Consider the following 12,067-nt stretch of genomic DNA (forward strand, 5'->3'; position numbering starts at 1 on the left):
TTAAGCAAACACTGAAAGGGCCTGAGTAAACTGGCCCTTTTAATTTTATTGTTTGAATATTTGCCCGTCTTTCATGACAAAGGTGACATTTTCCATCGTTGCAATATTGTCCAATGGATTGCCTTCTACTGCAACGATGTCTGCCAAGTAGCCTTCGGCAATTCTACCCAACTTAGGATGTTGCAAAAGGGTCGCGCTATCAATGGTTGCAGCTTGAATAGCTTGTAATGGTGTCATGCCAAACTCCACCATACGTGAAAATTGTTTGCCGTTATCGCCGTGAGGATAGATAGCTGCATCTGAACCAAAGACCATTTTCAAGCCCGCTTTTACTGCTTTTCGGAAGCTTTCGCGTTGCGCTGCAGAGACCTGACGTTCTTTGTTGAGGTTTTCTTCTGGCACACCATTGGCTTCACCAAACGCTAAGGTGTACTCGGTATTATAAATATCACAGGATAAAAAGGTACCATGTTGCTTGGCAAGCGCAATGGCTTCCTCATCCAAAAAACTACAATGTTCGATACTGTCAACACCCGCAAGAATCGCAGCTTTGATACCATTTGTACCGTGTGCATGCGCTGCGATGATCAGGCCTCGAAGGTGTGCTTCTTCGGCTGCAGCTCTCAGTTCTTGTTCGGTAAACTGCTGTGCACCGACTTTGGTCCCTTTGGAAAATACGCCTCCCGTCGCGCAGATTTTTATTGTATTGGCGCCATACTTGATGTTTTCACGCACTTTTGCACGCACTGCCCATGGGCCATCTGCAACCCCTTCGGCAACGGATTTTTTCTCTGGCGCACTGAAGTTGTCGTCGCAATGACCGCCAGTTATCGAGATCGAGTGTCCGGCACTGTAAATTCTTGGACCTTTTACTTCACCAGCGTCAATGGCATCTCTAGCTGCAATAACGCTGTATCCTGGCGCGCCTAAATTACGCACGGTTGTAAAGCCAGCCATCAGCGTTGTCTGGGCATTTTTAACCGCTTTAATGGTTTTTCTGGGAATTGAATAATTTTTAGCGGCTAAAAAGTTGTCGGTTGGATCGCTGGTGAGATGCACATGCATATCCATCAAGCCGGGAAGTAGCGTTTTTCCTGAAAGATTAATGACTTTTGCATCGCTTGGGATGGTCATCTGTCCCTGTTTGGTTATTTTAACAATGTGATTGTTTTTAATGACAACGCTTGGGTTGGAAATACGTTTACCAGTTTCTACATCTATATATGCGCTGGCGTTGAGCACGGTCATTTGCGCTTGTGCATGGGCGGCGTTTAACAGCAAAGTTGCACATGATGTTAAGAGTATTTTTTTCATTGTTTTTCATTCTTAGTTTTTACATCGGATTGCTCAGTATAGGAGAGCAATTAGTCACCGTGACAAAGTTGCGACAAAGCTCAAGTAACATGCGCTTAGCTGCCTGATACCTGTTGTGGGTATTTGGCCATCTCTTTATCAAATAATGCTGTGACTCTTTCGAGTTCAGAGTCTATATCACCGGTGATATATATTGCATTCATGATAATGAACCGCTTGCTGCGATAATCTAGCGCCATAGGCACAATGGGCACTTGGGCCGATTTTGCGATATGCAAAAAGCCAGTTTTCCATTTCGCTGTTTTTTTACGGGTTCCCTCAGGCGCAATGCCTAAGATCAGCGCTTCTTGGCTGGTAAATACCTGACTGATTTGGCCAACCATACCGTGCGCATGGCTACGCTCGACGGGGATCCCCCCCCACTTTTTTAGCAGCCAACCAACAGGACCAACAAAAATGCTGTGCTTACCCAGAAACTTGATTTCAATATCTAGACTGAGTTTGACGGCGATGGCGATAAAAAAATCCCAATTTGATGTATGCGGGGCAACTGCCGCGACAAATTTACGATGCTCTGGAAAGTGTCCTTGGACTTGCCAGCCCAACAATCTAAGTAGGGCATTGCCAATGGTTCTCCCTAAAAAACTGTTTGTTCGAGGGATTTGTTTTGGGATGTTCGTCATGTTTGTATTCTTATTTTAATCGTCATTGGACAGAGTATATGGAGTGAGATTGCAAATGCTACTTTACATATCAACATGTTGCATGCCCAAGATAACATTAGCAACATTCATCAAGTATACATCTTCGAGCAGACCGATCACGTCATTCCAGCGCGGATTGTACTCATTGTTTTCCCAACGTCTTAAAGTACGCTCTTCAATGCCGTAGCTTGCGGCGGACTCCGCTTGTGTGTAGCCACGGCATTTACGCGCAAATTTTAAAATATCAGACCCTTTAGGCGTACGACATGATTGAATATCAACTTTTGACAGCATAATTTATAATTTCCTTCATTTATTACGCAATTTTTCGATTGTTCAGTGAAAAGTTACATTATCTGATGTACAATGCATCGATAAATACGCGCTTGCGGAGACATACATGGATTTCTCAACTGCATGGGTGCGTATTAAATTGAATTTTAGATCTAAAAATTACGCATTTCAAATGTTATTTTTACTTTTACACCATTTTTTGATCTGGTTGGTGTCTAAGAGCGCGGAATTTTTTACTCTCTAATATGAAGGGATAATTGATATGTCTGATAATTTAAACAATAGCGCAGATGGCGCAGACTCTGGTTCAACATCATTTTCTACGCGCGTTGAGCAGGCCATTAAACCAGACAGCATTCGTACATTTGCGTCGAAAATTGGTGTTTCTGAAGGTACTCTGCGTAGAATTTTAAAGGGTGAAGATCCCAAACTGAGTGTGATTGAACGGATCGCAGAGCAAGCGGGTGTTGATTTTATGTGGCTAGTTAAGGGCATGGGTGAAGCACAAACTCAAGGCACTTCTCCATTATTAAGCCAGCGCGTCGTCAGCGTCGATGAGTTTGAAGAAGAGTTTATTTTGGTCCCTGGCTATCATATTTCAGTGAGTACAGGACACGGCGCATTTAATGATGCGGCACGTATCGAACGGCATCTGGCGTTCAGGAAAAAATGGATAGACTATAAAGGACTAGATAAAAGCCAGTTGGCTGTGGTGTTTGCAAAGGGTGACTCTATGGAGCCAACCATTCATAACAATAATACTATTTTAGTGGATCTATCCGATAAAAAGCTCAGCGAAGGTTTGATCTATGTTGTTCGTTTAGGAGAAGAACTCTATGCCAAGCGATTACAGCAGTATCTTGATGGTTCGGTAAGACTGATCAGTGACAATAAAGAGTATGTTGATCAACATGTTCAACCACATGAATTAGAGCAACTTGAAATCATTGGTAAGGTGGTGTGGATAGGAAAGGATCTGGCATAAAACGGTGTATCATAATGATACACCGTGGTGTTACTGGGGATTATAAATGAACGATGCTATCGACATTGCCATCTGGATCACCGTTAGCTTTACCGTCAGTGCTAGGGTTGCCGTTGCTCATCATGATCACAGCACAAGCTGCTGGCGATGCCATTGATGTGCCCGACATCGTGGTTGTGCCACCACCGCTGCGTGTTGACAGAATGCTTACACCTGGTGCCGCGTAATCAACTGGCGGGTTGCCATAGTTTGAGAAGCTAGCAAAATTGTCGTTAGAGTCTGTAGCTGAAATGGTAAATACGCGATTATGTGATGCACTCGCTGGAGATACATTGCTTGCATGTTGACTTTCGTTACCTGCCGCCACGACAAAAAATGCCCCCGATTGCTGTGCTGCATTTTCTACAGCATCATTTAGCTCCTGATTAAAGCCTCCCCCTAAGCTCATATTCGCACAATCACCAGAACTTGCATTCGCAGCAACATGATCAATACCGGCTAATACGCCAGACCAGCTGCCAGAGCCACGTGAATCGAGTACTTTAACGGGTACCACTGTGGCGCCAGCGGCAACACCCACAACATCAATGCCGTTATCTATCGCGGCAATTGTGCCCGCAACATGTGTACCGTGACCATTCTTATCATCCATGCCAGCATTACGACCTTTTGTAAATGCTGAAAAACCTTTGCTCGCGTCGACATTTAAGTCGGCGTGATCAAGGTCAATACCCGTATCAATAACCCACGCAGTATGATTGCTGCCATCAACAGGGCCGCCCACACGCGTTACACTCCATGGCGTTTGCTGCGCTGCACTGATATTAACATCTGGTTTTGCCTGAATGTTTGCAGGGTTTGCATACACTTTACCATCAGGTGTAAAGCGCATTACATCGCCACTGTCGGCAAATAATGCTTTTGCCTTGTCACAACTCATGTTCACAGCCATACCTTTGATGCTGTTTTTATAAATGTGTTTGGCTTGCGCATTGGCTTTTGCCACCATGCCTCGTGCTTTTCCTTCCACATCAAACTTTGAGATACCGTCATTGAAACGCACGATACAGGTATTTGCGATTTCGATATCCGCAGCTGCACCTTGGAAACTTGCATCTTGAGCAAATGAAGTTGTGCTAGACATAGCAAAAGCGATAGACAAAGTTAGAAGAGATTTTTTCATCATGTTGTTCCTATTTATAATTATTAGATTTTTTAACCTTTGTTAAAGGCTGTTTACAAATTTAGACATAATTTAACAGTTGTCAAAGTTGAAATGATAAAAAATTCATATTTCCCCTTCTGGGTGCATAAATGAGTTTTGTTATGGTTTGATTTGGTAATTTAATTCTATTTGCAGATCTTGTTAGGTATAAATATGCGGTTTGAGTGGTTTTTTACCCATGCGTAATTCGGTGATAATTTACTTTTACTGTATGCCAATTTTTCTGCTTAACTGAAAAAGAGTACGGCGCATAATCTAAAGGAAACATTGATGAATAGTGACTTTTACTGTGAGCAAGCGTTGAGTGGTAAAACGCCAATCGATATTGTTTATGAGTGTGAAAACGTGCTGGCATTTCATCATACTCAACCATTTTGGCCCGTACATATTGTTGTCATTCCAAAGCAACACATTCCCTCTCTGACCAATCTTGGGGAAGGCACAGCAGAGCAGTTGCATCAAGTACTCGAGATAGTGCGCATTGTGGCTCAGGATGTAGAAAAGCGTTTTGGGGCCTGTCGTGTTTTAACTAACTTGGGTGATTATCAAGATTCAAAGCATCTGCATTTTCACATCAATTATGGTGAACCAATTGGCACACCATAAATTTACTCATACATACGCAACTACAGTATCTGCCGCTCTGTGCTGGTGATAGGGGTTTCATTAATGCTGGCGTCTCGAGTGTGCATCAAGCCCTGCGCATCAAACTGCCAATGCTCATTGCCATACGCTCGATACCATTGGCCCGCCTCATCTTGATATTCATACTGAAAATGAACGGCAATGCGATCATCACTGAAGGTAAATAATTCTTTTCTCAGTTTGTAATTGTGCTCTTTTCGCCATTTCTGGGCTAAAAAGGATTCGATTTGTTCTCGTCCCTGAATAAATGCACCGCGATTTCGCCATTTAGAATCAATGGTATAGGCAAGTGCAACTTCACTGGGCTCTTTACGGTTCCATAAATCTTCTGCTCTTTTGACTTTTGCCAGTGCGGTTTCAAGCGTGAACGGGGGGATGAGTGGTTGTGTCATCAGTTTCTCCATAGTATACAGATTGGTTTACCTTTAAATGTATACAGATCTGTTTCCTTTCACAACTGTTTTTTATGTTGAGTTTCTGAAAAGGACGTTGGATAATCTAATTTGATACTAAACTTATCTGTTTACCTTAATAGGGAGAGGTTATGCCCGCGGTTTCCAAGCGAGCGCATTTGATTGCGCATGCCTTAGAGCTGTTTTATCGCCATGGCTTTCATGCAACTGGTATCGACTTGATCATCGCCACTGCCAAGGTGTCAAAAAAAACACTTTATAACCACTTTGAATCGAAAGATGCATTGATAGCGGCGGTTTTAGAGAAGCGTGATAATGACTTTTTTGATTTTCTAACGAGCGGTGCAGTGGCTAACAGTGAATACCCTAAAATGCAGCTCATCGGTTTATTTGATGTTTTAGACGAATGGTTTAACCAAGACAATTTTCTTGGCTGTATGTTCATTAACGCCGCTGGTGAATTTTCTCAATTTGAGCATCCTTGCCATCAATTGTGTGCAGCGCACAAGCAACGAATTGCCAATTGGGTATTGAGTTTGTGTGAACGCGCTAAGCTTATTTCACCCGACGTTTTAACCAAGCAACTGATGTTGTTGATGGAAGGCGCGATTGTGGATGCCCATGTAAATGGCAACAAAAAAGCGGCGAATGACGCCAAAACGGTTGCTAAGTTGCTGGTAAATATTCATAACCAGCATTGAGTCGAGCGTTATGGCGCTTGTACGGTAAAGAAGATGTTGCTAACTTGAAGCCTCGTTAATTTGTAGCTGAAGAATAATAATGAAAAAATCGCTTTTGACCTTATCTTTGATCAGTACTTTTTTTGCTAATGCATCATCATTAGACAGCAGTGTTATGGCTGATATGCCTTCGCTCGAAAGCTTGTATCTACACTTGCACCAAAATCCTGAACTGTCGTATCAGGAAAAAAACACCGCGTCGCGTCTTGCTAAAGAATTGAAAGCGTTTGGTTTTGAAGTAACAGAGCACGTGGGTGGCCACGGAGTTGTGGGTTTGTTAAAAAATGGCGATGGGCCAACTGTTATGATCCGTGCCGACACGGATGGTTTGCCAATCATCGAGCAAACCGGTAAAGCTTATGCGTCAAAGGTTAAAACGTTGGATAAAAACAACAACGAAGTGGGCGTGATGCATGGCTGTGGTCATGATATTCATATGACCAGTTTCATTGGTACGGCTAAACAACTCGCAGCGCAAAAAGATAACTGGCAGGGTACTTTGATGATGGTGGCGCAACCCGCCGAAGAAGTAGGCGCGGGGGCGAAAGCCATGTTGAAGGATGGCCTGTTTAGCAAGTTTGCTAAGCCTGATCATGTATTGGGCTTGCACGTGAGTGCATCGGTGCCTGCCGGTAAAGTTGCCATTGCACCAGGCTATGCATTGGCCAACGTCGACTCGGTTGATATCACCGTCAAAGGTAAAGGCGGACATGGCGCGTATCCACATACGACGGTTGACCCCGTGGTATTGGCGTCGCGTATTGTCTTGGCATTGCAAACGATAACCAGCCGTGAAATTTCGCCGCTGCAGCCATCGGTGATCACAGTCGGTTCAATTCATGGAGGTTCCAAGCACAACATCATTTCTAACGAAGTGAAGCTGCAACTAACCTTACGTTCTTACGACCCGAAAGTCAGAGCACAACAAATTGCGACTCTCGACCGTCTTACCAAGGGTATAGCGCTCAGTGCGGGTTTGCCTGAAGAATTAGCGCCTGTGGTGTATGTGCATGAAGAGGAAACTATTCCTTCAACTTTCAACGATCCCAATCTCGCTGAACAGGTAACCCAGTCAATCAAGAAAGAGTTGGGTGAAAACAACGTCTGGCAGTCGGAGCCAGTTATGGCGGGTGAAGACTTTGGTTTGTATGGTTTAACGGATGAAGACGTGCCTATCACTATTTTCTGGTTAGGTGGGGTTGAGCCTAATTTGTATCAACAAGCACAAGACAATGGGGATACACTGCCATCGTTGCATTCAAGCAAATTTGCACCGGACTATCCTAAAGCTATTCATACCGGCGTCAGAGCGATGACCACCAGTGCATTGGGGTTGTTTAATCAGTAACCTCAGCTGAGGTTGAGTAAGCTTAAAAGGCACAGTGCAAAGTCGTTTGTGTATGAATTTTGCTTATTGTAATGTCTTAACTTCACAAAAGGACTTTGATAATGCAAGTAGCTAACGTCTTAGGCATGTTTAACCGTTATGGTAGTGCTAAATTGTCTCACCAAGAAGGCAATACTTTGCCTTCTGAGCCTTCCGCTGTTCAAAGCAGTCGTCGAGCGATTGATATGCGTAACATTGGCCTTGATGAGCTAAATGCATTGATCCGTGAAACGGGCGATGACAGTTTGCTTTTTCGGCTGCCTGTCGACCATTTTGTACTCGAAAACGGGGAACTAAAGGGTAAATCAAGCGGTAATTTTTTAGCACAAATTGAACAAGAAATTGCGTTTGAACGCGCCCGTGGAGCGGATACCGCAAAACTGGAACATTTCTTAGAGCGACTCAATCACTATCAAGGGTACCAATTGGCGCCCCAAATCAATGCGAAAGCGTAACGTTTGCAGCAATATTATTTAATCCAATGCGGCTGGTTAAAACGGCACTGGAGCCTCGAAAGTCATTAACTGCTCAGTTATTGGATGGCTTATTTGCAGCATTTCGGCATGCAGTTGCAAACGGGAAGCCGCAGCTAGCGCTTCGTCTTTGGCGTATAGTCTGTCGCCCAAAATCACATGGCCTAAAGACAGCATGTGTACGCGCAATTGGTGTGAACGGCCGGTGATTGGCGTAAGCTTAACGCGCGTTGCTTTGTCCTCGTAATTGAGTACCTCAAAGTGGGTAAGTGAAGGTTTACCCGTTTCATGGCATACCATTTGTTTAGGTCGGTTTGGCCAATCGCAAATGAGGGGTAAATCGACAGACCCGGTTGGCTGTTCAAGCTTGCCAAAAACTCGGGCAATATAGTGCTTGTGCGTTAATCTGTCTTGAAATTGAATACTCAAAAATCGATGGGCTTCTTTGTTCATAGCAAGACACAGGACGCCTGAGGTGGCCATATCTAGACGGTGCACAATACGCGCGGTTGGAAATACAGTATTGACTCGACTGATCGCGCTGTCTGCATGTTTGGGGTCTTTACCAGGCACCGTGAGCAAGCCACTTGGTTTATTGATCACTAGCATGTGGTCGTCTTGATACAAAATCTCTAGATAGGGGTCGCGCGGTGGCGCATAATTTAACAGCACAATAAAGCCCTTTGAATCGCTCAGCGCGCTATTTTAACGGGGTTTTATGTATTAGCAAATAATGGCAGTTAAGAAAGCGCCGTATGCCAGTGATTGGCATACGGCTCAAGAGGTATGATTACTCGTGTGTGACCACAATTAAACGAATTGCATCAAGCTTTAATTGCGCCTTGGCGATGTGGCTAGTCAGTGCTTCTCTTTGTTTATCAAATACTTTGATTTCTTCATCACGAATGTTTGGGTTGATGGCTTTGAGCGCGGTTAAGCGGCTTTGCTCATCGTCCATGACATTCAGCATCTTTTGCTGAGCTTGCGTTTGAATGCTATCCAATTCGCTTGAAGCCAGTTCGTTGGCTTTGGCGATTAACGGATGAATTGCGCTTTGTAAAGCATTGGCTAGTTTACTCGCCGTTTGACGACCTACTGCCGATAACTGATTGTTAAACGCATCGAACGCCACATTAGCTGCTAAGTTGTTACCTGCTTTATCCATTAAAATGCGGATAGGTGTAGGTGGTAAGAAACGACCTAGCTGCAGTGCTTTTGGTGCTGACGCTTCGGCGATAAAAATCAATTCAACGAAGAAGGTACCTGCGGGTAGCTTTTTGTTTTTCAGCAGGGCAACAGAAGCGCTACCAAAATCATCATCGCAGATCATATCCATGGTACCTTGCACCATAGGGTGATCCCAGCTGATGAAATGCGCATCTTCTTGAGACAAGGCCGTCGCACGGTCAAAAGTCACGGTAATGCCATCGTCTTTTAAACAAGGGAATGACGGGTTTAGCATGTGCTCAGTCGGCTTTAAGATAATGGTGTTTTCGCCTTTATCTTCTTGCGATACGCCAAAAATATCAAAGGCATTGATCATGTATGCAGGTAGCACCACGTCATCATCAAGCTGCTCAATTTCAGCAACCAGCTTTTGTGCTTTACCTTGGCCGCTTGAGTGTAACTCTAACAAGCGATCTCGGCCTTGCTCCATTTGCGAGCGTAGCACACGGTTTTGCTTAGCCACTTGTTCTAGTAGCGGGTCTAGGCTCTCTTCGTCGCAATTGTGCTCACCAATGAATTCTAACAACTCTTCTGAGAACTCTTTATAAAGCAATTGGCCCGTCGTGCTGGTGCTTTCAAACGCATCTAAGCCTTCTTGGTACCAGCGCAGTAAAACTTCTTGTGCGGTATTTTCAAAATATGGCACGTGAATATTCACATCAAATTTTTGCCCGATACGGTCAAGACGACCTATACGTTGCTCGAGTAGGTCAGGGTTGAGTGGTAAATCAAACAAAACTAAGTGATGCGAGAATTGGAAGTTACGTCCCTCTGAACCAATTTCAGAACATAGCAAGACTTGTGCGCTGTCGTATTCATCGGCAAAAAACGCCGCTGCGCGGTCACGTTCAACAATTGACATGCCTTCGTGGAATACCGCGGCTTTAATGGCTTCACGCTCACGCAATACTTGTTCAAGACTGATGGCGGTTTGTGCTTCAGCACAGATCAACAGTACTTTTTCGTGTTTTAATGTTTTAAGCGTGTCGATTAGCCAATTTACACGTGGGTCGAACGTTGCCCAGCTACTACCAGCCCCTTCAAATTCTTGGAAGATTTTTTCAGGGAATAACGCGCGTAATGCGGATTTTTCTGCACTTTGGATACCGGCCATACTGCCAAGTACCGACATCGCAGTTTTGTATTGTTTTGGTAATTCAACCGGGTAGCTGTGTAATTTACGGCTAGGGTAGCCCTCAATGCCGCTGCGGCTGTTGCGGAACAAGATACGCCCTGTCCCGTGACGGTCTAGCAGCATAGATAAGATTTCTTGTTTGGCAGCATCGTCACCTGACTGTGCTTGCTTTAACAACGCAGAAATGTCGGTTTCTTTTAGCAGCTGTGTAATGGTGGCTTCGCCTTTGTCGTCTAACGCGCCATCTTGCAGTAACTGGTTAGCGGCATCGGCCACTTCTTTGTAATGACTTTCTTCTTCGACAAATTTGTCATAGTCGTAGAATCTGTCAGGGTCTAGCAGCTGTAAGCGCGCAAAGTGGCTGTAGTGACCAAGTTGATCTGGAGTTGCTGTGAGCAAGATTAAGCCCGGAATGTCTTGGCTTAGCTCAGCCATGCGCATGTATTCAGTACTAGGCTTGTCTTTAGTCACCGTTAAGTGATGTGCTTCGTCGATGACTAGTAGATCCCAATCAGCCAATGTTGCTTGTTCAAACCAGCGGCGCTTTTTAGTAATAAATTCAAGACTGACTAAAACCAGTTGCTCGGTTTCAAACACATTTGGAGAGTCAGCAAAAGCTTCGTCGCAACGTTCTTCATCAAAAATAGAAAAGCGTAAGTTGAAACGACGTAGCATTTCAACAAGCCACTGGTGTTGTAGGTTCTCAGGCACAACAATCAACACACGGTTGGCGCGACCCGTTAAGATCTGCTGGTGTAAAATCATACCCGCTTCAATGGTTTTACCTAAACCCACTTCATCCGATAACAAAACACGCGGTGCAAAACGCTTACCGACTTCATCGGCGATATACAATTGGTGCGGAATAAGGCTGGCACGTTGTCCTACAACCCCTTTCAAATGTGACTGCTGACGATTGAATTGGTGCTGCCATGTTTGGTAACGCAACGTGTAACGGTCAAAACGGTCCACTTGGCCCGCAAAAAGTCTATCTTGCGGTTTGTTGAACTTGATGAAGTGATCAAGAAACATTTCTTTTAACGTGGTTTTTTCTTGTGTATCTAGACGAGTGCCATGGTAACAAAGTAGGTCGCCCTGTTGTTCAACCGTCTCTACTTGAAGTTCCCATTCTTCAACGTGACGAATGATATCTCCTGGATTGAATACAACACGAGTTACTGGCGCTTCTTGCATTGAATAAACTCGGTTTTCTCCACTGGCGGGGAACAATATAGTAACTTGGCGGCCTTCAATAGCCACGATGGTACCCAATCCTAAATCTGATTCAGTATCACTGATCCAGCGTTGACCTAAAGAAAAGTTCATGTTTGTCTCGTCTAAGCAGAAAAAGGCGGCTATGTTACCCGTTCACATGGCGTTGTTCAATCTTGTTTATTGACGTTGAATGTGCATATCTGGCAATGTGAATTTGCAGTATATGAAACGCGCAATCGAAGCCATGGTTTGGCTAAAAAATGCGCAGTCAGTTGTCATGAAACAGACTTTCAGGACAAATAGACTAAAC

Annotated in this window: 12 protein-coding genes; 5 read left to right on the plus strand and 7 right to left on the minus strand. The window is 44.3% G+C overall.

Going from position 1 to position 12,067, the window contains the following annotated elements:
• Positions 1-45: 45 nt before the first annotated feature.
• The 3 genes from AC5FX4_RS06485 to AC5FX4_RS06495 form a co-directional block, all read right to left on the minus strand.
• A complete protein-coding gene (locus AC5FX4_RS06485) occupies positions 46-1,314 on the minus strand; it encodes a Xaa-Pro dipeptidase (RefSeq protein WP_493605647.1) in 1,269 nt (422 codons plus the stop codon).
• Positions 1,315-1,409: 95 nt separating this feature from the next.
• Positions 1,410-1,997: a lysophospholipid acyltransferase family protein gene (locus tag AC5FX4_RS06490; RefSeq protein ID WP_493605648.1), complete on the minus strand. Its 588-nt coding sequence runs from the start codon at positions 1,995-1,997 to the stop codon at positions 1,410-1,412.
• A 63-nt stretch (positions 1,998-2,060) separates the two neighbouring features.
• Positions 2,061-2,312, minus strand: a complete 252-nt coding sequence (locus tag AC5FX4_RS06495; RefSeq protein ID WP_493605649.1) for a helix-turn-helix domain-containing protein — start codon at positions 2,310-2,312, stop codon at positions 2,061-2,063.
• Between the two features lie 262 nt (positions 2,313-2,574).
• Between AC5FX4_RS06495 and AC5FX4_RS06500 the strand changes: the two genes are divergently transcribed.
• Positions 2,575-3,297: an XRE family transcriptional regulator gene (locus AC5FX4_RS06500; protein WP_493605650.1), complete on the plus strand. Its 723-nt coding sequence runs from the start codon at positions 2,575-2,577 to the stop codon at positions 3,295-3,297.
• 40 nt (positions 3,298-3,337) lie between these two features.
• On the opposite strand, the gene AC5FX4_RS06505 is transcribed toward AC5FX4_RS06500, so the two are convergent.
• On the minus strand, positions 3,338-4,483 hold the full coding sequence (locus AC5FX4_RS06505) for a S8 family serine peptidase (protein WP_493605651.1): 1,146 nt from the start codon (positions 4,481-4,483) through the stop codon (positions 3,338-3,340).
• Between the two features lie 309 nt (positions 4,484-4,792).
• Here AC5FX4_RS06505 and AC5FX4_RS06510 point away from each other — a divergent pair, with 309 nt between their 5' ends.
• On the plus strand, positions 4,793-5,128 hold the full coding sequence (locus tag AC5FX4_RS06510) for an HIT family protein (RefSeq protein ID WP_493605652.1): 336 nt from the start codon (positions 4,793-4,795) through the stop codon (positions 5,126-5,128).
• A 20-nt stretch (positions 5,129-5,148) separates the two neighbouring features.
• On the opposite strand, the gene AC5FX4_RS06515 is transcribed toward AC5FX4_RS06510, so the two are convergent.
• Positions 5,149-5,559 (minus strand): nuclear transport factor 2 family protein, encoded by a 411-nt coding sequence (locus tag AC5FX4_RS06515; RefSeq protein WP_493605653.1) that lies wholly within the window; start codon positions 5,557-5,559, stop codon positions 5,149-5,151.
• A gap of 152 nt (positions 5,560-5,711) precedes the next feature.
• On the opposite strand from AC5FX4_RS06515, the gene AC5FX4_RS06520 reads away from it, so the two are divergent.
• From AC5FX4_RS06520 to AC5FX4_RS06530, 3 genes are all read left to right on the plus strand, one after another.
• Positions 5,712-6,281 carry a TetR/AcrR family transcriptional regulator gene (locus AC5FX4_RS06520; RefSeq protein ID WP_493605654.1) on the plus strand — a complete coding sequence of 190 codons (570 nt, stop codon included), beginning with the start codon at positions 5,712-5,714 and terminating at the stop codon, positions 6,279-6,281.
• A 79-nt stretch (positions 6,282-6,360) separates the two neighbouring features.
• Positions 6,361-7,668, plus strand: coding sequence for an amidohydrolase (locus AC5FX4_RS06525; RefSeq protein ID WP_493605655.1), 1,308 nt, complete (start codon positions 6,361-6,363; stop codon positions 7,666-7,668).
• A 101-nt stretch (positions 7,669-7,769) separates the two neighbouring features.
• A complete protein-coding gene (locus AC5FX4_RS06530; protein WP_493605656.1) occupies positions 7,770-8,162 on the plus strand; it encodes a hypothetical protein in 393 nt (130 codons plus the stop codon).
• 36 nt (positions 8,163-8,198) lie between these two features.
• Here AC5FX4_RS06530 and rluA read toward each other — a convergent pair whose 3' ends face one another.
• Together rluA and rapA are read right to left on the minus strand one after the other, a co-directional pair.
• Positions 8,199-8,852: a bifunctional tRNA pseudouridine(32) synthase/23S rRNA pseudouridine(746) synthase RluA gene (gene rluA, locus AC5FX4_RS06535; protein WP_493605657.1), complete on the minus strand. Its 654-nt coding sequence runs from the start codon at positions 8,850-8,852 to the stop codon at positions 8,199-8,201.
• Between the two features lie 118 nt (positions 8,853-8,970).
• Positions 8,971-11,868, minus strand: coding sequence for an RNA polymerase-associated protein RapA (rapA, locus tag AC5FX4_RS06540; RefSeq protein ID WP_493605658.1), 2,898 nt, complete (start codon positions 11,866-11,868; stop codon positions 8,971-8,973).
• Between the last annotated feature and the right edge of the window lie 199 nt (positions 11,869-12,067).

It is taken from the genome of Pseudoalteromonas sp. ATL1, assembly GCF_058933015.1.